This window comes from Nocardia sp. JCM 34519.1 (assembly GCF_020361265.1).
Lineage (GTDB): Bacteria > Actinomycetota > Actinomycetes > Mycobacteriales > Mycobacteriaceae > Nocardia > Nocardia arthritidis_A.
Window position 1 is genome coordinate 40530 of record NZ_JAIRBR010000006.1, and the last position, 20104, is coordinate 60633.

24 protein-coding genes are annotated in these 20104 nt (G+C 65.5%); 10 read left to right on the top strand and 14 right to left on the bottom strand.

What is annotated here, in order from left to right:
- Positions 1-16 precede the first annotated feature (16 nt).
- The 3 genes from LGY53_RS17145 to zapE all read right to left on the bottom strand — a co-directional run bounded on the left by LGY53_RS17145 (position 17) and on the right by zapE (position 2512).
- Complete coding sequence (locus tag LGY53_RS17145) at positions 17-514, bottom strand: hypothetical protein (RefSeq protein ID WP_225727675.1); 498 nt, start codon at positions 512-514, stop codon at positions 17-19.
- Positions 511-1434: a DUF4129 domain-containing protein gene (locus LGY53_RS17150; RefSeq protein ID WP_225727676.1), complete on the bottom strand. Its 924-nt coding sequence runs from the start codon at positions 1432-1434 to the stop codon at positions 511-513. The genes LGY53_RS17145 and LGY53_RS17150 overlap by 4 nt, the downstream gene beginning before the upstream one ends.
- A 97-nt stretch (positions 1435-1531) precedes the next feature.
- Complete coding sequence (gene zapE, locus LGY53_RS17155; RefSeq protein WP_225727677.1) at positions 1532-2512, bottom strand: cell division protein ZapE; 981 nt, start codon at positions 2510-2512, stop codon at positions 1532-1534.
- Between the two features lie 55 nt (positions 2513-2567).
- On the opposite strand from zapE, the gene LGY53_RS17160 reads away from it, so the two are divergent.
- Complete coding sequence (locus tag LGY53_RS17160; protein WP_308102913.1) at positions 2568-3170, top strand: TetR family transcriptional regulator; 603 nt, start codon at positions 2568-2570, stop codon at positions 3168-3170.
- Here LGY53_RS17160 and LGY53_RS17165 read toward each other — a convergent pair.
- The gene (locus LGY53_RS17165; protein ID WP_225727678.1) at positions 3146-3583 is read right to left on the bottom strand and encodes an NUDIX domain-containing protein; all 438 of its coding nucleotides are present in this window, start codon (positions 3581-3583) and stop codon (positions 3146-3148) included. The two genes, LGY53_RS17160 and LGY53_RS17165, sit on opposite strands and share 25 nt — an antisense overlap.
- Before the next feature lie 167 nt (positions 3584-3750).
- On the opposite strand from LGY53_RS17165, the gene LGY53_RS17170 reads away from it, so the two are divergent.
- Complete coding sequence (locus tag LGY53_RS17170; protein ID WP_225727679.1) at positions 3751-4407, top strand: VC0807 family protein; 657 nt, start codon at positions 3751-3753, stop codon at positions 4405-4407.
- Positions 4408-4449: 42 nt separating this feature from the next.
- On the opposite strand, the gene LGY53_RS17175 is transcribed toward LGY53_RS17170, so the two are convergent.
- Together LGY53_RS17175 and kstD are read right to left on the bottom strand one after the other, a co-directional pair.
- The gene (locus tag LGY53_RS17175; protein WP_225727680.1) at positions 4450-5316 is read right to left on the bottom strand and encodes a MaoC family dehydratase; all 867 of its coding nucleotides are present in this window, start codon (positions 5314-5316) and stop codon (positions 4450-4452) included.
- On the bottom strand, positions 5316-7025 hold the full coding sequence (gene kstD, locus LGY53_RS17180) for a 3-oxosteroid 1-dehydrogenase (protein WP_225727681.1): 1710 nt from the start codon (positions 7023-7025) through the stop codon (positions 5316-5318). Before kstD ends, LGY53_RS17175 begins: the two co-directional genes overlap by 1 nt.
- A 104-nt stretch (positions 7026-7129) precedes the next feature.
- On the opposite strand from kstD, the gene LGY53_RS17185 reads away from it, so the two are divergent.
- Genes LGY53_RS17185 through dmpG form a run of 4 tightly spaced genes read left to right on the top strand, consistent with a single transcriptional unit; the run spans position 7130 to position 11510 of the window.
- Positions 7130-8755, top strand: a complete 1626-nt coding sequence (locus tag LGY53_RS17185; RefSeq protein WP_225727682.1) for an FAD-binding protein — start codon at positions 7130-7132, stop codon at positions 8753-8755.
- Between the two features lie 2 nt (positions 8756-8757).
- Complete coding sequence (locus LGY53_RS17190) at positions 8758-9543, top strand: 2-keto-4-pentenoate hydratase (RefSeq protein ID WP_225727683.1); 786 nt, start codon at positions 8758-8760, stop codon at positions 9541-9543.
- An 11-nt stretch (positions 9544-9554) separates the two neighbouring features.
- Positions 9555-10460 (top strand): acetaldehyde dehydrogenase (acetylating), encoded by a 906-nt coding sequence (locus tag LGY53_RS17195; RefSeq protein ID WP_225727684.1) that lies wholly within the window; start codon positions 9555-9557, stop codon positions 10458-10460.
- A gap of 12 nt (positions 10461-10472) precedes the next feature.
- The gene (gene dmpG / locus LGY53_RS17200; RefSeq protein WP_225727685.1) at positions 10473-11510 is read left to right on the top strand and encodes a 4-hydroxy-2-oxovalerate aldolase; all 1038 of its coding nucleotides are present in this window, start codon (positions 10473-10475) and stop codon (positions 11508-11510) included.
- 99 nt (positions 11511-11609) lie between these two features.
- On the opposite strand, the gene hsaB is transcribed toward dmpG, so the two are convergent.
- The 4 genes from hsaB to hsaA all read right to left on the bottom strand — a co-directional run bounded on the left by hsaB (position 11610) and on the right by hsaA (position 15264).
- Positions 11610-12185: a 3-hydroxy-9,10-secoandrosta-1,3,5(10)-triene-9,17-dione monooxygenase reductase subunit gene (hsaB, locus tag LGY53_RS17205; RefSeq protein ID WP_225727686.1), complete on the bottom strand. Its 576-nt coding sequence runs from the start codon at positions 12183-12185 to the stop codon at positions 11610-11612.
- A 19-nt stretch (positions 12186-12204) separates the two neighbouring features.
- Positions 12205-13110: an iron-dependent extradiol dioxygenase HsaC gene (gene hsaC / locus LGY53_RS17210; RefSeq protein ID WP_225727687.1), complete on the bottom strand. Its 906-nt coding sequence runs from the start codon at positions 13108-13110 to the stop codon at positions 12205-12207.
- Complete coding sequence (gene hsaD, locus LGY53_RS17215; RefSeq protein WP_225727688.1) at positions 13110-13988, bottom strand: 4,5:9,10-diseco-3-hydroxy-5,9,17-trioxoandrosta-1(10),2-diene-4-oate hydrolase; 879 nt, start codon at positions 13986-13988, stop codon at positions 13110-13112. Before hsaD ends, hsaC begins: the two co-directional genes overlap by 1 nt.
- A gap of 112 nt (positions 13989-14100) precedes the next feature.
- Entirely contained in the window at positions 14101-15264 is a 1164-nt protein-coding gene (hsaA, locus tag LGY53_RS17220; RefSeq protein WP_225727689.1) for a 3-hydroxy-9,10-secoandrosta-1,3,5(10)-triene-9,17-dione monooxygenase oxygenase subunit, read from the bottom strand.
- A gap of 197 nt (positions 15265-15461) precedes the next feature.
- On the opposite strand from hsaA, the gene LGY53_RS17225 reads away from it, so the two are divergent.
- Complete coding sequence (locus tag LGY53_RS17225; RefSeq protein WP_225727690.1) at positions 15462-16658, top strand: Rieske 2Fe-2S domain-containing protein; 1197 nt, start codon at positions 15462-15464, stop codon at positions 16656-16658.
- The gene (locus LGY53_RS17230) at positions 16658-16975 is read left to right on the top strand and encodes a hypothetical protein (protein ID WP_374111192.1); all 318 of its coding nucleotides are present in this window, start codon (positions 16658-16660) and stop codon (positions 16973-16975) included. The genes LGY53_RS17225 and LGY53_RS17230 overlap by 1 nt, the downstream gene beginning before the upstream one ends.
- Positions 16976-16990: 15 nt before the next feature.
- Here the strand turns inward: LGY53_RS17230 and LGY53_RS17235 are convergent, their stop codons facing one another.
- From LGY53_RS17235 to LGY53_RS17245, 3 genes are all read right to left on the bottom strand, one after another.
- Entirely contained in the window at positions 16991-17401 is a 411-nt protein-coding gene (locus LGY53_RS17235) for a cupin domain-containing protein (RefSeq protein ID WP_225727691.1), read from the bottom strand.
- Between the two features lie 75 nt (positions 17402-17476).
- A complete protein-coding gene (locus LGY53_RS17240) occupies positions 17477-17746 on the bottom strand; it encodes a Txe/YoeB family addiction module toxin (protein ID WP_225727692.1) in 270 nt (89 codons plus the stop codon).
- Entirely contained in the window at positions 17743-18003 is a 261-nt protein-coding gene (locus LGY53_RS17245) for a type II toxin-antitoxin system Phd/YefM family antitoxin (RefSeq protein WP_225727693.1), read from the bottom strand. The genes LGY53_RS17240 and LGY53_RS17245 overlap by 4 nt, the downstream gene beginning before the upstream one ends.
- A 96-nt stretch (positions 18004-18099) precedes the next feature.
- On the opposite strand from LGY53_RS17245, the gene LGY53_RS17250 reads away from it, so the two are divergent.
- Both LGY53_RS17250 and LGY53_RS17255 read left to right on the top strand, forming a co-directional pair.
- Positions 18100-18237, top strand: a complete 138-nt coding sequence (locus LGY53_RS17250) for a hypothetical protein (RefSeq protein WP_225727694.1) — start codon at positions 18100-18102, stop codon at positions 18235-18237.
- Between the two features lie 267 nt (positions 18238-18504).
- Entirely contained in the window at positions 18505-19347 is an 843-nt protein-coding gene (locus LGY53_RS17255) for an MBL fold metallo-hydrolase (protein ID WP_225727695.1), read from the top strand.
- Here the strand turns inward: LGY53_RS17255 and LGY53_RS17260 are convergent.
- The gene (locus tag LGY53_RS17260) at positions 19340-20089 is read right to left on the bottom strand and encodes a DUF427 domain-containing protein (RefSeq protein ID WP_225727696.1); all 750 of its coding nucleotides are present in this window, start codon (positions 20087-20089) and stop codon (positions 19340-19342) included. The two genes, LGY53_RS17255 and LGY53_RS17260, sit on opposite strands and share 8 nt — an antisense overlap.
- Between the last annotated feature and the right edge of the window lie 15 nt (positions 20090-20104).

A 20104-nucleotide genomic window follows, 5' to 3' on the forward strand; every position in this document is an offset into this window, starting at 1 on the left:
AGTCGGTTCAACCTGTTCACATCCTTTGCAGACGCTGGAGGATTTCGTCGAGGGCGGCCCGGCCCGGTGCCCGGCCGCGTTCGTCGCGGGGTGTGGCGGCGGCCGGGTCGACCCAGCGCCACAGCTCCGGACCGAACCGCAGCAGGCCCGCGGCCTCGGTGGCCTTGCGGTTCTTGGTAATTCGCAACCCGGTGGACAGCTCGAATTCCTTCGCGAGCACCGGCCGCAGGTGGCGGTCCCAGTCGGCGCGGCTGCCGTCGGCGCGTTCGGCGAGTATTTCGGCCCTGGCCTGCCAGCGGCGCAGCATCTCGGCCGGGCCGTTCTCGATTTCGTCGAGTTCCGGTGTGGGCGGGCGGGGTTGTCGTTCGAGCAGTGACAGCAGCAGTTGGGCGCAGACCAGCGCGACGAGTATCGCGGCGGCGAACAGCATTGCGCCACGGGCATTCCGGAAGGTGGCCGCGTAGATCACCAGCAGTGCGAGCGCGGCGGCGATGGCGATTCCCCAGCGGGTCATACCTTTTCCCCCTGCAGGTCGGCGAGCACGATGCGCAGCAGCTGTTCGGCACGCATGCGCTGCCATTCGAGCATGGCGTGCGGGCTGAACCTGGCCTCCTCGAACAGCGCGACCAGCTCGCGCGCGGACGCGTCGTGCAGCGCGCCGCGTTCGAAGGCGCGGGCCAGCACCTCCATCGGGGTATCCGAAACCAGTGGCGCCGCGGCGCGATCGACGGACAATCCGCGTTCCATCGCGATGTAGCAGGCGATGATCGCGGTGCGCGGATCCTGTCCCGGCGCGCTGACCGCGGCCAGACCCATCTCGGCCGCCCTGGCGAGCGAATCCATCGTGGTCGGCGCGGGTTCGGGTTCGGACGGCGGGGCCGGATCGGTGTGGTGCCTGGTCGATACGGCGACGGCGATGAGGCCGATCAGCGCGACGGCGATGAGCCCGATCGCGCCGACCGCGACGAAAAGTACCGGCGCACCGGATAATCCGGATGGCTCGCTGGAATTGGTTGCCGTGGAGACAATTTCGCTGGTGGAAGGCTCGGGGGACGGTACGGCGGTCGAGCGGGTTTCCGGGCTGCGGGTGCCGATTCCGATCAGCGCGACCGCGGCAACCATCGCCGCGGCGACGCCCAGCGCGATGAGCGCGCCGAGCAGCGGCAGGCCGATCCCGCCCGGTCGGCGCCTGCGCTCTATTTCCGGCAGTGCCAGCGGCAGTCGGTGCTGGCCGACGATCACGCCTGCGGCCAGGATCACCATCGAAACGGTCAGCAACACCGGCATCAGCGCGGCGGCGAGCGTGGACGGCAGGGCCGGATGATTCCCGGATCCGCCGGTGCCCGGGATGTGGCCGCGCAGCGTAATCGTGGCAACCGCGAGCAGCGTGATCAGCACGATCACGCGGAATAACGCGGCTCGCGCCACGGCCACAGCGTTACCACCAAACCTCAGTGCCAGCGAACAGGCACATGGTTACATGCCGGACGGTTCGCGCGAGCGAGAATCGATTAGTTAGGAAAACGCCCGCTTATTTCGAGCCGGGGTTGTCCACCAATGTCAATTGACATGCGGCGGCGGCCGAGTTCGGCAGTTCGCCGAGGCGGCTGGCCGCGCGCGTCAGATCGGGTACGCCGGCAACGCCGGACAGCAGGCCGGTCAGTGGTTCGGCGGCGTAGACGGTGAGCTCGGAGTCCGCGTCGTAGAGCACGTCGACGAGGTTGACTAGGCGCATGGTCCAGTCCGGCGGGACGGTGCGCAGCGGCGGGATATCGCGCAGTATCCAGCGTGGATAACGGTGTGCCAGCTGAACATAATCGGCGGCCGCGGTCGGGGTGCCGCACAGCTCGGCGAAATCGATTGCGAGGCAGCCATCCGCATCGGACCGGGCGATCAAATGTCGGGTCCCCACCTGGATTTCGTGCCGACCGGCGGCGGGCGCCGACTCGACCAGGTAGCGACCGTTGGTGAAGCCGCCGCGGGCGATGGCCCTGGTGCGGTAGTCGAGTGGTCCGTCCACGGCCAGCACATCGAGATGTGCCTGGATCTCGTCGATGCTCGGCTGGAATTTCGCGTGGAACAGCGGATTCGGCAGCAGTTCGTTCGGTGGATAGTTCGACGTGACAACCAGCGTGGTGCGACGGGCGAAGAGCGCGCGCAACATTCGGGCGATGAGCATGGCATCGCCGATATCGTGCACGTGGAATTCGTCGAAGCAGACGAGTCGGGCATCGCCGGTCAACGCCTCGATCGCCGCTTGGATAGAACCCGATGCATGTGCGGCGGAATGTAATTCGGCGAAGAATTCATGAAAGTGGAAGCGGCGCTTCAGCTCGGAATCGACAGATGCGTAGAACCGGTTCAACACCATCGTCTTGCCGCGACCCGGACGCCCGTGCAGATAGACCCCGCGCTGCCGCTTGCGCGGCCTGCCGCGTCGGTCCAGCAACCGTGCCAGTCGTGCCGCGGCGTGCGCCTGGTCCGCATCCGGTTCGATATCGCCGATTTCCATGCCAACCTCCTCATCCTCTACAGTTGTAGAGGATGGTTTGCCGGACGGAAAGGTGATGATGCCCACACCGGACAGGCGCGCGTCGATCGCCGACGCGGCGATAGAAATCATTGCGGCACAAGGTATTCGAGCGCTCACCCACCGCGCCGTCGACAGCGCCCTCGACCTGCCCGCCGGATCGGCGTCATACTACTTCCGCACCAAACGCGCGCTGCTCGAGGGGATCGTCGACCGGATCGCCGCGCGGTCCCGCGCCGATTTCCTGACCGGCGGATTCGAGTCGGTGGACCTGGGTGACCCGATCGCGGTCGCCCGCGCCAACGCGATCTGGTTGGACCGGCTGCTCGCGCGGCGGCGCAACCAGCTGATCGCGCGGCACGCGCTCATCATCGATCTGCGGTCGGACGCCGAACTGCACGACCGTCTGGCGCGCAGCCTGTTCTCCATCGAACATGCGCGAAAGTTGTTCGAGCACATGGGGTTCGCCGATCCGATCAATGCGGCGGCGGATTTCATCGCGCTGCTGGAGGGCGCGGTGTTCGACCGCTTCGCCGGTGCCCGTGCACAGCTATCGACAGGTACGCCGGACAGCGTCGACCAGCTGACCAGGCTGCTGACACCCTTTCTGGCGCATCAGGGCCAGCCGCGTTCGCTGTAGGCGGGGCCGCCGAGGTAGGCGCGAATGCCGGCCGCCGAATATTCGATGATCCGCTCCGGTAGTTCGTCGAGCGAAAACCAGCGCAGCTCATAGCAGTTATCGGGTTCGCGGTTCACCGGATCGCCGGACCACCGTTCGGCGACGAAGAACAGCCCGATCCTGGCGGGGCGGCCGGGGGCGACGACATGCGCGGTGTGGATGAACCGCAGATCGGCCGGTTCGATCAGCACGCCGGTCTCCTCGAACGCCTCGCGCGCCGCACCGGCCGTCGCCGACTCGTTCGATTCGAGCTTGCCCGCGGGCAGATGCCATCGGCCGTCGAACTCCCGATCGGCGCTGCGGCGCAGGCTGAGCAGCAGTTCGGTGCCGCGGATGAGCAGGACGTGCACGTCGACGAGATGACGCTCGGTCATTCGAACGGCCCGGCAAACGGTGTCATGGCGGCGAGTCTGCCAGCACGGACCGACCATGACAGGTGTCACGGTCAGGTCGTGATGGTTCGCAGAGTCGGTGCGCGGTTTGCGTCCGTAGTGTTCTTCAGGACAGGAAGTGCGGATAACCCCAGTTCAGGAGCATTGAAATGACGACAATCTCGACCGAATCCGAGCAGGTCGTTGCGAATCCCATGCGGCCGAACCTGCTGACGATGCTGCGGCCGATCGCTCTCGATGTGGGCTTGCCGCTCGTCGCGTACTACGGTGCGACCGCGCTCGGCTACTCCGATTTCACCGGACTGCTGGCGGGGTCGATGCTTTCCGCCGCGCTGCTCGGATACCAGGCGATCCGGGCGCGCAAGCTGGACGGCATGTCGGTGCTGATGCTGGCAATCTTCGGGTTCGGACTGGCGTCCTCCCTGATCACCGGTGATCCCCGGATGATGATCGTCAAGGATTCGGCGGGTACGTTCATCGTGGGCGTCGTGATTCTGGTGAGTGTGCTCATCGGTAAACCGCTGACGTACTACGGTGCGCGCAAAATGATTTCGTCCCGAGGCCCGGCGGCCCTCGCCGCGTTCGAGGAGAAGGTCCGCACCATTCCGGCCGTCCGCAAGTCCTTCGACCGGTCGGGAATCCTCTGGGGTGCAGGCCTTTCCGCTGAGTCGGTGGTGCGGGTGGTACTGGCCTACCAACTGCCGGTGCACACGATGGTTTGGCTGTCCACGGTGCTGATGGTGGGAACCATAGCGGGCCTGATGGTGGTCAGCATCGTAATCGGAAAGCGCAACCGGGATATGTAAGCCCGAACGGCGGGTAGTCCGGAATGGACTACCCGCCTCGTCTCATTCGGACCGAAAACTCAGCTTGACGTCGCCGAGTACGGCGGCGTCTTCGCGTTCGACAACCGTTGCGGCGATGGTCAATTCGTCATCATCGCGCCAGATCCGGGTCCGGATGGTTTCGCCGGGATAGAGCACCCCGGCGAAGCGGGCACGAAAGCCGGTCACCCGGCTCGCATCGGAGTCGAGCGCGGTATCGGTGGCCGCCTTGCACACCATCCCGTAGGTGCACAGGCCGTGCACGATCGGGTTGGGAAAGCCTGCGGCGCGGGCGAATTCGGGATCGGAATGCAGCGGGTTGCGGTCACCGCACAGGCGGTAGAGCAGCGCCTGCTGCGGCAGTGTCGGCGTGGTGACGTCGTAGTCCGGTGCCCGATCGGGCAATTCGGATTTGACGCTGGGTCCGCGCTCGCCGCCGAAGCCGCCCTCACCGCGGGCGAAGATCGAGGAGCGGGCGGTCCACAGCGGTACACCGTCGGAGCCGGTCGCCGTCGTCTCCTGCACGATCACCGCGGCCGTTCCCTTGTCCCAGATCTCGGCGATCCGCCCCGTGACGGTCGCCTTGCCCGCGGCCGGGATCGGGCGGTGCACCCGCACCTCCTGATTCCCATGCACCACATTCGCGAGCTCGATGTCGATGCCGGGGAAGTGGACTCGGGGCGGTTCGGTTTCCCGCAGCGTCGGCGCGACCGTCGCAAAGGTCGGAAGTACTTGCGGTGCGGTGTCGTTCAGGTAGCGCAGTTCCGCCGGGTCGGTCCAGCGTGCGCCCGCGCCGAGGCCGAGATGGTAGAGCTGCACATCCGATGGGGTCCAGCGGAACTCCCGGCTCGGGAGTTCCGCGCCGAGTGCGACTTTCGGATCGATGGGCATCAGTTCTCCTCCTGGCCGCCGACTGCGGATGCGATCGGATGGTCCGCCTTTTTCCGCGCCATGTCGAGTACGGCGAGATATCCGAAGGTCAGCGCCGGTCCGATGGTCGCGCCGGGGCCAGCGTAGGTGTGGCCCATCACCGGTGCGCTGGTATTACCGCACGCGTACAGGCCGTCGATCACCGACTTGTCCTCGCGCAGCACCCGTCCCGCGGTGTCGGTGACCAAACCGCCCTTGGTGCCCAGATCGCCCGGCACGATCTGCACCGCGTGGAACGGCGGCTGTACCAGCGCGGCGAGGCAGGGATTCGGCTTGTTGGTCGGATCGCCGTAGTACCGGTCGTATGCGCTGTCGCCGCGCCCGAAATCCGCATCCTTGCCGGTGGCGGCGAACCCGTTGAACCGCTCGACGGTGGCGGCGAGCCGATCGGCGGGCACCCCGATCTTCTCCGCCAGCTCGGCGATGGTCGGCGCGGAGGCGATCACGCCCTTCTCCAGCCAGCGACGCGGAAACCGCTGTCCCGGTTGCAATCCCGCGAAGATGTAGCGGTTCCGGTAGCGCTGGTCGAAGATCAGCCAGGCGGGAATGTTCTCGCCGGGGCCCTCGCCCTGTCCGTACTCGCCGCCGTACATGGTGTGCACCGCCTCGACATACGGCGCGGATTCGTTGCCGAACCGCTCGGCCCGGTCGTTGACGATCAGGCTGCCCGGCAGATTGCGTTCGGCCAGGCAGAACCACGGCCCGCCGGTGAGCGGGATGGACGGACCCCACCAGGCGTCGGCCATGAAATCGACTGCGGCGCCGAGCTTCTGGCCGGCCCGGATACCGTCGCCGGTATTCGAGGACGCGCCCGTCGTCCATTCGGTGCCGATCGGTTCGCGCTGGTATTTGTGCCGCATCTCGGCGTTGTGCTCGAAGCCGCCGCTGGCCAGCAGCACCCCGTAGCGGGCGCGCACCGTCACCTCATTCCCCTCGTGTCGCACCACGACGCCGACCACCACGCCGTTCTCGGTGACGAGGTCGGTCAGCGGGGTGTTGAGCAACAAGGGAATTCGCGCGTCGAGCAGCGCCTTGCGCAGCGCGGCGACCAGTGCCTGCCCGCGCCCGACGAGGCGCTGCCCGAGTGCCCGCGCCTTGAAAGTGCGCGCGCCCACCCGGAATACCCGCAGGAAGCCGCGCGCGGTGCGCCGATGCAGATTCAGCCACTTGAAATCGGCCTGGGTGACAACGACATTCAGCGGCGCTTTGGCGAAATCGGGCTGCATGGCGCGTGCCTCGGCGCCGAGCACTTTGGTGTCGAACGGCTTCGGCTCCACCGAGCGGCCGAGTGCCCGCCCACCCGGCGCCTCCGGGTAGTAGTCGGAGTAGCCGGGCACCCATCGCATCTTCAGCGGGGTGTTGCGCAGCAGGAAGTTGAACGCCTCCGGCCCCCGGTCGATATAGGTGTCGATCCTGGCCCGGTCGACCACATCGCCGATGATGCTGTGCAGGTAGGTGCGGGCCGCCTCGATATCGTCCGCACCCGCCTTCTTCAGCGCGTCGTTGGTCGGTATCCACACGCCGCCGCCGGAGCGCGCGGTCGAGCCGCCGTAGAACTCCGACTTCTCGACGATCACCACGCTGAGACCCCGGTGAGCTGCGGTGAGGGCGGCGGTCATGCCGCCGGCGCCGCTGCCGACCACCACCACGTCGTATTCCCGATCAATCATGTAGAACACGTTATAGAATGATGCCGCTGTTGGTCTATGTTGTCTGGCAGCGGACTTTTATACATTGAGAAAACTTGTTTCAGTTTCGGACCGGAGTGAAGTACATGGGACGCGAGTGGGACCTGACCGCGGACGTGGTCGTCGTCGGATTCGGTGCGGCGGGCGCCGCCGCGGCGCTGGAGGCGGCCGCCGCCGGTGCGCAGGTGCTCGCGCTGGACCGGTACGCGGGCGGCGGCGCATCGACGCTGTCCGGCGGCGTCGTCTACGCGGGCGGCGGCACATCCATCCAGCGCGCGGCCGGTATCGACGACACGCCGGAGGCGATGCTCGCCTATCTGGAAAACGAAGTGGGGGACGTGGTTTCCCCGGAAACACTACGGCGTTTCGTCGACGAAAGTCCGGCGATGATCGAATGGCTTGCCGGACACGGTGTTCCGTTCGAGGCGTCGCTGTGCCCGTACAAGACCTCTTATCCGAACGACGACTACTACCTCTACTACTCGGGCAGCGAGGCATCCGGCATGGGCCGGGCCGCCGCGAAGCCCGCACCGCGCGGGCATCGTGCGAAAGGCCGGGGAACATCGGGAAAACAGCTGTACGGACCGCTCGCCGCCGCCGCGTCCCGGATGGGTGTGCGCCTGGAAACCCTCACCAGGGCAACGCAATTGATCACCGATGACAACGGGACGGTGATCGGCGTCGAATGCCGGACGCTGCGCGACGCGCCGGGCGGTGTCCGCGCCCGATACACCAGGATGGCGAAGCTATCCGCGAAACCCGGCATCTACTACCGCCCGCTGCGGCAGGCCATGGATCGTCAACTGGCGCGGCTGGATAGCCGTTACGCCACCACGATTCGGGTGCACGCCCGCCGCGGCGTCGTGGTCAGCGCGGGCGGCTTCATGGCCAACCGCGGCATGGTCAGGGAGCACGGCCCGCAATATCGCGGCGGGCTGGTACTCGGCACCAGCGGCGACGACGGCAGCGGCATCCGGATGGCACAGCAGGTGGGCGCGGCCACCGACCGGATGGGCAATATCTCCGCGTGGCGGTTCATCCTGCCGCCCAGCGCGTTCACCGGCGCACTGCTGGTGGACGCGGCGGGCGGCCGGGTGATCGACGAAACCAGGTACGGCGCGGCGGTGGGCCACAAGCTGATCAACGAACACGGTGGAAAGGGCTGGGTACTCGCCGATTCCGAGCTGATGCGCACGGCATCCGCGCAGATCCGCACCCAGTCGACCTGGTTCCAGCGGGCACAGTTCGAGGCGATGCGCCGCGCCGCGGTACGCGGTGCGACGCTGGAAGCCGTTGCCGCCAAGGCCGGAATCGATCCGGCCGGGCTGCGTGCGACGGTCGTGGCGCACAACGATGCCATCGCTGCGGGCGCACCCGACCCGGTCGGCAAACCCGCCGAATTTACCAAACCCGTACGCGTCGCGCCGTTCTGGCTGTTGGATGTCGGCATCAAACCGAGCCTGACCAATCCCTGCGCGATGCTGACGCTGGGCGGCGTCGTCGTCGACGAGCGCACCGGTGCGGTGAAATCCGCCGCCGGTGCGGATATTCCAGGTCTATACGCGGCTGGACGCACCGCCGTCGGGATCTGCTCGGACTCGTATGTGAGCGGACTTTCGCTGGCCGACTGCATCTTTTCCGGACGTCGCGCGGGCAAGTCCGTGGCCGGAATCGAGCAGGCGCTCGATCAGACAATCGTGGAAGGGAATTAGCGTTGCTGTCCGACGCGGTACGCACCGAACTGGCCGAGGAACTCGCGCGCGCCGAGCGCGACCGGGTGCCCATCGATCCGCTCATCACCCGGTATCCGGATATCGACGTGGTCGATGCGTACGAGATCCAGCTGATCAATATCCGGCGCAGGCTCGACGGCGGCGCGAAGGTGGTGGGGCACAAGGTCGGCCTGTCGTCGGAGGCCATGCAGCGGATGATGGGCGTCGACGAACCGGATTACGGCCATCTGCTCGCGGAAATGGAAGTGCGCGAGGATATTCCGGTCGAGGCGGGGCGTTACCTGTATCCAAGGGTGGAGGTGGAGGTCGGCTTTCTGCTCGGCGCCGATCTGCCCGGTGAAAACTGCACCGAGGCAGACGTATTGGCGGCGACCGTGGCCTACGCACCCGCCATCGAGCTGATCGATTCGCGGATCAAGGACTGGAATATCCGGCTGTGCGACACCATTTCCGATAACGCGTCATCGGCCGGATTCGTGCTCGGCGCCGGGCGGGTCGCGCCGAAGGATATCGACATCAAGGGCATCGACGCGCTGCTCACCCGCAACGGCGCGGTGGTCGCCGAGGGTCGCAGCGATGCCGTACTCGGTGATCCGGTGATCGCCGTGGCCTGGTTGGCCCGCAAGGTCGCGAGTTTCGGTGTGCGGTTGCGCGCGGGCGATGTGGTGCTGCCCGGTTCGTGCACCCGCGCCATAGACGCGCGCCCCGGCGATCAATTCCACGCCGAGTTCGCCGGACTCGGTTCCGTCCGTTTGCAATTCAGCTGAGGAGACTTCACGTGAATGGGAAGGTAGCCGCCGCGATCGTCGGATCCGGCAATATCAGCACCGACCTGCTGTACAAACTGTTGCGCTCGGATTCGATCGAGCCGCGCTGGATGATCGGCATCGACCCCGATTCGGAGGGGCTGAAGCGGGCGCGCGGGCTCGGGTTGGAAACCTCGCACGAGGGCGTCGACTGGCTGCTGGCCCGAACCGAACTGCCGGAACTGATTTTCGAGGCCACCTCGGCGTATGTGCATCGCGCCGCCGCGCCCAGGTACGCCGAGGCCGGTATCCGCGCCGTGGATCTCACCCCGGCGGCGGTGGGTCCGGCCGTGGTGCCGCCGGTGAACCTGGACGCGAATATCGATGCGCCCAACGTCAATATGATCACCTGCGGCGGACAGGCCACCATACCCATCGTCGCGGCGGTTTCGCGGGTGGTGCCGGTGGCATACGCCGAAATCGTCGCCTCGGTGTCCTCGGTTTCGGCCGGGCCGGGAACCCGCGCCAATATCGACGAATTCACCAAGACCACCAGCCGCGGCGTCGAGACCATCGGTGGTGCGGCGCGCGGTAAGGCCATCATCATCCTGAACCCGGCCGAACCGCCGATGATCATGCGCGACACCATCTTCTGCGCCATACCGGAAGATGCGGATACCGACGCGATCGCCGAATCGATCCACCGCATGGTCGGCGACATACAGCACTACGTACCCGGCTACCGGCTGCTCAACGAACCGCAATTCGATCCGCCGTCGGTGATATCCGGTGGTATGGCGAAGGTTTCGGTATTCGTCGAGGTGGAGGGCGCGGGCGATTTCCTGCCCCCGTACGCGGGCAATCTCGACATCATGACCGCGGCGGCCACCAGGGTCGGCGAGGTCATCGCTCAGCAGATCGTCGCGGCCCGGGTGTAAAGGAGCCAAATCATGTCCTATTCCGCAGAACTCGATATCCGCGTCACCGACACCTCGCTGCGCGACGGTTCGCATCACAAACGCCACCAGTTCACCGCCACCGAGGTACGCGATATCGTCACCGCACTCGACGGCGCCGGTGTCCCGGTCATCGAGGTCACCCACGGCGACGGGCTCGGCGGCTCGTCGTTCAACTACGGGTTCTCGAAAACGCCTGAGCAGGAACTCATCACGATCGCTGCCGAAACCGCGAAGCAGGCCAGGATCGCGGTGCTCATGCTGCCCGGCGTCGGGGTGAAGGAGGACATCAAGATCTCGCGCGATAACGGCGCGTCGATCTGCCGTATCGCCACCCACTGCACCGAAGCCGATGTCTCCATCCAGCACTTCGGTTTGGCACGCGAATTGGGTTTGGAGACAGTTGGTTTCCTGATGATGTCGCATTCGCAGCCGCCGGAGGTGTTGGCGAAGCAGGCCAGGATAATGGCGGATGCCGGCTGCCAGTGCGTATACGTCGTCGATTCGGCGGGTGCCCTGGTGTTGGAGCAGGTTTCGGATCGGGTCGCCGCGATCGTCGCCGAACTCGGCGGCGACGCGCAGGTGGGATTCCACGGCCACGAGAACCTCGATCTCGCGGTGGCTAATTCCATCTACGCGATTCGTGCGGGTGCGACCCAGATCGATGGCAGCGCACGGCGTTTCGGCGCCGGTGCGGGTAATGCGCCAGTGGAGGCGCTCGTCGGCGTATGCGACAAGCTGGGCATCAGGACCGGTATCGACTTCTTCGCCATCGCCGACGCCGCCGAAGATGTTGTCCGCCCTGCCATGCCGCAGGAATGCCTGCTCGACCGCCAGTCGCTGATGATGGGTTACGCGGGCGTCTACTCCAGCTTCCTCAAACACGCCGAGCGCCAAGCCGAACGCTACGGTGTCTCCGCCGCTGAACTGCTCGTCCGCGCGGGCCAACGCAAACTGGTCGGCGGCCAAGAAGATCAGCTGATCGATATCGCCTTGGAACTCCAGCGCGAACAACACACCGTCACCGCATAATCCGAAACGGCCGGTTGCCGCGGCCCACCTACCGCGCCAACCGGCCAATCACGTATTCGAAGCAACGACCCCTCCGGCGTTGCCCCGAAACGGTTTCGCCTACAACCAGGTGTCGAGGGTGGTTGTGGTGAGGAAGTGTTCGAGATCGGCGCGCCACGGGGCCGGGACGGTCTTGTCCGGTTCGATGGCGGTGTATTGGCCGCGATAGAAGAGCAGGGGGCGGCCGGTGGCGGTGGCTTCGGTGAGGGAACGGACGCGGCCGATGACGATGTGGTGGTCGCCGCCGTCGACGACGCTGGCCACATCGCATTCGATGGCGGCCAGGGTTTCGTCCAACACCGGAAGATCCAGTTCCGAGGTGCGCCAGGTGATTCCGGCGAATTTATCGGGTTCGCGCGAGCCGAAGCGGGCGCACAGCTCGCGCTGCTCCTCGGCCAGCACGTTGACGCAGAAGCGCCCGGACAGTTCGATTGCGGCCCACGAACGCGAGGTCTTGGTGGGGCAGAACAGGACCAGCGGTGGGTCGAGGGATAGGGCGGCGAACGACTGACAGGCGAACCCGACCGGCGCGCCTGCCTCGTCGAAGGTGGTGATCACCGTGATGCCGGTGCAGAACTGCCCGAGCACATTCCGGAAGACTCGCGGATCGATCTCCGGAAACTGTTCCGCCGTCATGGTTTCGCCGCCCCGCCCGTCACTGCTCGCGCTGTCCGATGGTGAAGTCGTGACCCCACAGGCTCACCGCGGTGGATTCCCGCGCGATCCAGTCCTTGTCGTCGACTTCCAGTCCCTCGCAACCGAATTCGATGTCGAATCCGCCAGGGGTCTTCATGTAGAAGGAGAGCATCTTGTCGTTCACGTGCCGCCCGAGCGAGGCCGACATCTTGACCTTCTTGCGCAGCGCGCGATCCAGGGCCAGCCCGACGTCGTCGGCCCGCTCCACCTCCAGCATCAGGTGCACGATGCCGCTGGGCGTCGGCATCGGCAGGAAGGCCAGCGAGTGGTGGCGCGGGTTGCAGCCGAAGAATCGCAGCCACGCGGGTTCGCCGTCGGCGGGCCTGCCGACGAATTGCGGTGGCAGCCGCATCGAATCGCGCAGTCGGAAGCCGAGCACGTCGCGGTAGAACTCCAGCGCGGCCTTGTCGTCCTTGGTGCTCAGCACCACATGCCCGAGGCCCTGCTCCTCGGTGACGAACCGATGCCCATACGGCGTGACGAGGCGCCGATGTTCCAGCGCGACACCGTGAAAGGCCTCCTGCACATTGCCGGATGGATCCTCGAAGATGATCAGCTCGTCCACCCGGCGGTCGGCCTTCTCCTGTGCGGTGCCCTCCTTGAACGGCACCCCGGCGGCCGACAACCGATCCCGGATGTCCTGCAGCTCACCGGCATTCGCGGTCTCCCAGCCGGAGGCCCGCAGTCGGTCCTGTGCACCGGGCATGATGACCAACCGCGCCGGGAACTCGTCCATGCGCAGATACAGGGCCTCCGGATCGGTGCCCTTGCCCTCGACCAGGCCGAGCACCTTCAGCGCGTATTCGCGCCAGGCCGCGATGTCGGTGGCCTCGATGCGCAGATATCCGAGCGAGCGGATTCCCATCACTCCCCCTTCGCACTCGACAGGAAATCGACTGCCAGTCGGTTGAATTCGTCGAACTTCTCCAGCTGGGCCCAGTGACCGCAGCCGCCGAAGACATGCAGCTGCGCGCGCGGGATCATCTTCAGAGCCACGATAGCCCCGTCGATCGGATTCACCCGGTCCTCACGTCCCCAGATCATCAGCACCGGTTGCCGGAGTTTGTACGCGTCACGCCAGAGCATGCCCTGCTCGAAATCGGCTCCGGCGAACGACTTTCCCATCGCCCGGGTCGCGGCGAGCGATTCCGGCGCACTCGCGGAGGCGAATCGCTCCTCGATGAGTTCGGGCGTGATCAACGACTGGTCGAACACCATGATCCGCAGGAACGCCTCCAGATTCGCCCGGGTGGGTTCGGCGTTGAAGGCGGCCAGCTTCTTCACGCCCTCGGTCGGATCGGGCGCGAAGACGTTGACGCTCAAGCCACCCGGGCCCATCAGGACCAGCTTGCCCGCCCGGTCCGGATGGTCGAGCGCGAACCGGACGGCGGTCCCGCCGCCGAGCGAATTACCCAGCAGGTGAACGCGATCCGTGATCTCCAGGGTGTCGAGCAAGTCCTTCAACGCCGACGAGCTGTGCACGAAATACTGCGGATGGTCGACCGGCTTATCCGACAGCCCGAATCCGGGCTGATCGACCGCGAGCACATGGAACTGTCGCGCCAGCACCGGAATATTGCGGGCGAAGTTGGACCACGAGGACGCGCCGGGTCCGCCGCCGTGCAGCAGCACGATCGTCGGCCCGTTGCCGACTCCGGCCTCGTGGTAATGCAGCTTCAGATCCGGACGCACCTGTGCGTAACGAGATGTCGACTCGCGGGTGAGTTCCGCGGTTGAGGTCACACTTCCACCTTCCTGACATTTGCCGACCGGGGAAGCGAAGCGCCCCCGGTCGCGGAACAGCGCCCGATGACCAACGCATAAGCAGCGCGGCAGCGCTGCGTTGCGTTGGTCATCACACCATTCCGTCGGTGACCGGCAGTCCGAATTCGTGCGTGCCGTACATCAGGTAGGCCCGCTCGGGATCGTTGGCCGCGTGCACCCGCCCGGCATGCGCGTCACGCCAGAATCGTTGCAGCGGTGTGCCGTTGGCCAGTGCGGTGGCGCCGGAGCTCTCGAAGAGCTTGTCGATCGATGCGATGGCGCGTCCGGTGGCGCGCACCTGGTCGCGCCGCGCCCGCACTCGCATATCGAACGGAATCTCCTGTCCGGCAACAAGACACGCGTATTCGTCGGCGACGTTTCCGGACAGCTGGCGCCACGCGGCGTCGATATCGCTCGATGCCTCGGCGATGCGCACCTTGGTGAACGGATCGTCCTTCGCCTTCTCGCCGGCGAAGGCGGCACGCACCCGCTTGCCCTGATGTTCGACGTGTGCGGCGTACGCGCCGTAAGCCATGCCGACGATCGGCGTCGAGATGGTGGTGGGATGGATTGTGCCCCAAGGCATCTTGTAGACCGCATCGGTGTTCTGCGCCAGGCCGGGCGATTTCAGCTCGCTCATCGTGCGGAAGCTGAGGAAGCGGTGCCTGGGCACGAAAACATCTTCCACCACAACGGTATTCGAACCGGTGCCGCGCAGGCCGACGACATTCCACACATCGTCGATCCGGTATTCGGTGCGCGGGATGAGGAACGAGCCGAAGTCCACCGGCTTGCCGTCCTTGATCACCGGACCGCCGAGCACCGCCCAGGTGGCGTGATCGCATCCGGAGGACCAGGCCCAGGCGCCCTTCACCAGATAGCCGCCGTCGACGACGACGCCCGCGCCCATCGGCGCGTACGACGAGGAGATCCGCACGTCGGTGTCCTCGCCCCAAACCTCTTCCTGGGCTTGCTGATCGAAGAGCGCGAGATGCCAATTGTGCACGCCGACAATGCCTGCCACCCATCCGGTGGAGCCGCAGGCGCTGGCCAGTTTGCGCACCGTGTCGTAGAACAGCACCGGGTCAGCCGCGTGTCCACCCCACTGCTTCGGCTGTAGCAGGCGGAAGAATCCGGTCTCCTGCAGTGCCTTCATCGTCTCGTCTGGTATGCGCCGCAGGTCCTCGGCCTCCTGCGCGCGTTCGCGCAGCGTCGGCAACAGCGCCTGGACCCGCTCGGTCACTTCCTGCGTCATTTCCGGACCCGCTCCTGCCTGGTCGATTGATAACCGGTACTCATTTGCATCTGAGACTAGAACAGGTTCTTATTCCTGTCGAGAACCGGCTGACGGCACGGGCATTAAAAGGATCTTCCCATGATGTGCCGCTGATCGCTGGCATGAAACCCGACATTTTTGTAACGTGTTCTAGTACAGATGAGGAGGGATTAGCGATGTCGGTTACCCCCAAGGGGAGCGGTGCGAGGATCCGCGAGCTGGACGTCGGCAGCACGCCGACCCGCTACGCGCGGGGTTGGCACTGCATCGGGTTGGCCAAGTCGTTTCGCGACGGCAAGCCGCACTCCGTGCACGCGTTCGGCACCAAACTGGTGGTTTGGGCGGACAGCAACGGCGAGCTGAAGGTGCTCGACGCCTACTGCAGGCATATGGGCGGCGACCTCAGCATGGGTGAGATCAAGGGCGACGACATCGCCTGCCCGTTCCACGACTGGCGCTGGGGCGGCAACGGCAAATGTTCATCGATTCCGTACGCCCGCCGGGTTCCGCCGCTGGCGCGCACCAGATCCTGGCTGGCCATGGAGCGCAACGGTCAGCTGTTCGTCTGGCACGACCACGAGGGCAATCCGCCAGCGCCCGAGGTCACCGTCCCCTACGTCGAGGGCGCGTACCAGGACGACGACGGCACGACCTTCGAGACCATGCGCGACGGCTGGACCGAATGGACCTGGAACTCGATATTGATCGAGGGCGCCAACTGCCGCGAAATCATCGACAACATGGTCGATATGGCCCACTTCTTCTATATCCACTTCGCGTTCCCGACCTACTTCAAGAACGTGTTCGAGGGCCATATCGCGACGCAGTTCCTGGAGACCAAGGGGCGTCCCGATATCGGTATGGCGGCCAAGTACGGCGGCGATACCATGCTGAAATCGGTCGCGTCCTATTTCGGGCCGTCCTACATGATCAACCCGATGACCAACATCTACAGCGGGTACGAGATCAAGACCGTTCTGATCAACTGCCACTACCCGGTGACGCAGGATTCCTTTGTGCTGCAATGGGGTTTGACCGCCGAGAAGCCGAAGGGCATCGGGGACGAGGCGGCGACCAAGATGGCCGCGAAGCTCACCGACGGCATCAGCGTCGGCTTTCTGCAGGACGTGGAGATCTGGAAGCACAAGTCCAAGGTGGACAACCCGCTGCTCTGTGATGAGGACGGCCCGGTGTATCAGCTGCGGCGCTGGTACGACCAGTTCTACGTGGACGCGGCCGACGTCACCGAGAAGATGACCCAGCGCTTCGAATTCGAGGTGGACACCGCCAAGGCCAACGAGGCGTGGGAGCAGGAGGTCGCGGAGAACCTGCGCCGCAAGCGGGAGGCCGACGCGAAGACGGCGGACGTCTGATGGCGACCTGGGCGAAAGCACCCGACTTCGCCGACCAGCCGGCGCGGCAGGCCGAAGTGCGCGCCCAGACCGTGCTGGACAAGCAACGTTATCTGGACGATGGCATGACACCGCTGCGGTGCCAGTCCTGCCAGATTCGAGTTCTGGTGCGCAAGAACAGTTCTCGGCACACCTCGCTGCAGTGGACGGAACCGCCCGGGAACCGCTGCCCGGTCTTCGCCGAAATCAGCGGGCCCGGGCAGCCGGTATCGTGTCCGCAATTACAGCGCACCATCGAATGGGCCGTCCGCGAAGGGCTGCTGGAGATTCCCGAATAACGCTGTGCCGCAGTGCTATTCGAGGGTGAAGTCGGCGAAATCGAAACCCGGCGAGACGACGCAGCTCACCAGCGCGTACTCGTCACCGACCGGACGGGCGGCCTGCCGGGCACCGCCCGGCACCACCGCCTGCGGCACCTGCCCGGCCGCCACGTCCGGCCCGAGCACGATTTCGTCGCCCTCGATATTCAGCAGCAGCGGCCCGCCGTCATGCCACAGCCACAGCTCGTCCGAACGAACGGTATGGGGTGCGGAACTTTCCCCCGGCATGAGCAGAAAGTAGATCGCGGTCGCGCTGGCCCGCGCCCCCGAATACCCCTTCGGCTCGAATTCCACAGCGCTACGCCACGTCTCCCGAAACCACCCACCCTCGGGATGTGGCGTCAAATCCAAGGCGGCGGCCAACGGCGGTCGACTATCGGTCATGCATCGACCGTATCGGCTCCGCCCCATCCGCGCTGGATCTTGCGCTAGCCGTCGACGTCGCAAGGAGTGTTTTGATCAATCGTCGTAGTGGTAGCGGCACGACACAATCTGCACGGTGTCGTTGGAGCAGCGGTACACAAGGCGGTGTTCCTCGGTGATCCGCCGCGACCACCATCCAGAAAGGTTGTTACGCAACGCTTCTGGCTTACCAATGCCTTCGGCGTTACCGTTGCGGCAGATGTCGTCGATGAGCCGGTTCACCTTCTTCAGGATCGCGCGATCGACCGCCTGCCAATGCCGATAGTCTTCCCAGGCGCTCGCATCGAACGCAATTTTCCGGCTCATGCGTCGTCCTCTGCATCGATGAGTTCGTGGAACTCGACCTCATCGGCCTCGGCGCGTTCGATCGCCTCGAGCAGGCGTCGCGCGTTCTTGCGGCTCGACAGCAGATAGTTGGTTTCTTTCATCGCCGACCACTCACGCAGGCTGATCACCACGGCCGGTTCCTTACCGCCGCTGCGGGTGATGACGACTTCTTCGTTGTCCTCTGTGGCTGCGTCGAGAACCGCGGCGAAGTTGGCCCTTGCCTCGGTGGCGTGCATGGCTCGCATGGCTACTTCCTATCCCTGGAGAATAGGGTCAGTCTACATGATTATGTACTTAATTAGGTACAGACGAGTGGGCTGGGAGGGACTGCCATGCCGGATCGCCTGACCGGCGAACTCGCCGTGCTGCCGCTGTATCCGGGGCATGGGCCGGTCGGCGATCGCGGGTTGCTGTTCGGCCAGCTCCACCAGCCGCCGAATGTCGCGAAGTACGGAATGATTTCGTCATAGTCGGCGGCGGCGTGGTCGTAGACGGCGGCGATCTCGGCTGTCCGCCCGGCATTCGTATCAGTCACGTTCAGAGCGTGACGACTCGCTCTGGCACCGCACTTGCATTGCACTGTCGAGGACGGCGGTCGATTCCGGCCGTACCCGAAAGTTGGCGGCCCTCGAATTGGTTACGCCGGAACCCCGATGGCAGGGATCGGCTATATCCCGCGAGACGTTCGAGTGTTTGCCTTGATACAAGGACCGGCCCAGAACGTCAGGTGGAACACTGTGACCGCGCGATTCCGCATCCATACCTACAGCGCCGAAGAGACCGGCATATTCGTCAACAGCTATCTGATCGAGACCGCCGATGGCGTGGTGCTCATCGATGCCAACCTGCTGGTGTCCGATGCGCGGGCATTGGCGGCCCGGCTTGCGGCACTGCACAAGCCGCTGCTGGCCGCGTTCGTGACCCATCCGCATCCGGATCATTTCAACGGCCTGCCCTATGTCGTTCCCGACGACGTGCCGGTCTATGCGACGGCAGCCGTGGCGAAGGTGATCGAGGAGAGTGCGATCGCCAAACGCGAGCAGTGGCAACCGACCTACGGGGATGAATGGCCGGATCGGTATCGGGTGCCCGAACACCTGATACCGAGCGGATCCAGTGTGGTGCTCGGCGGGGCGACTTTCACGGTTCATGATGTCGGTCCGGCCGAAAGTCATGCCGACTCTTACATTTTGGTCGAAGCAGGCGAACAGCGGGTCGCGTTCATCGGCGATCTCGCATTCGGCGGCGGCGTGCATTCCTATATGACGGACGGGCATTCGGGTTCTTGGCTCACCGCGCTCGATCGGCTGACCGGTGAACTCGCCGGGCTGCCGCTGTATCCGGGGCACGGGCCGGTGGGCGATCGCGGGTTGCTGTTCGACCAGCGGAAGTACCTGGTGATGTATCGAGAAGCGGTGCGGCGCATCGGATCCGGCGCCGCCGAACTCACCGATGCGCAGAAGGACGAGTTGTCGGCGGTGTTGACCGAGTTCTTACCCGACGCGCCGCTGGCCTGGTTGGTGCCGTTGGGCGCGGACCCGGTCGCCGCCGAACTCGCCGCCTCGGGGCGGTCTAGCTGAACGGGGTGCGCGGGCGCTCCTGGAGGACGTCGTCCACGTAGATGTCGACCTTTTCGTTGTAGAAGCAGACGAGTCCGGCGACCTTCTGACTTTCCGGGAGCGGGGTGCGGTAGCCCCAGACGATGTCCTTGTATTCCTTGTCGCCGACGCGCACGGACCAGTACTCGGCGGTGCCCTTGTACGGGCAGGAGGTGTGGGTGTCGGTGGGGGTGAGCAGGTCCATGCGGACGTCGGTGAGCGGAAGGTAGTAGCGGGCGGGGAGGCCGGTTTCGAAGAGGATCTGCGGGCAGTGCGAGTCGGCGACGGTGACGCCGTCGATCTCCACCCGGACGTGCCGGGAGCTGGCGAGGATGTCGACCCGGGTGTACGGATCGCGCGGGTGAACGAAGATCGGCTCGTTCTCCTCGAACCATTCGAATTTGTCGAATTGCAGCCGGACCAGGTCGTTCAGTTCCGGCAGCGGCGAATCGTGATACCGCAGCGCCGCACCCGCCGCCGTACTTCCGTTCACCACCACGTCGTAGACGGTGCCCTCGCCGCGGCTGGGGGAGTGCTCGGTCCGGCCGACCGGCTCCGATTTCGCGTGCAGATCGGCCGCGGGCAGGTAGTAGGTGGGGTAGTGCGGGCTCTCCCACACGAGCACCGGCCGGACGGTGTCGGCCACCAGATGCCCGCCGAGGTAAGCCCGTACGCGCTTCTGTCCGATTTCCACTTTGACGCGTCCGCGCTTCGGTTCGGTCATACCACCCGAGGGTAC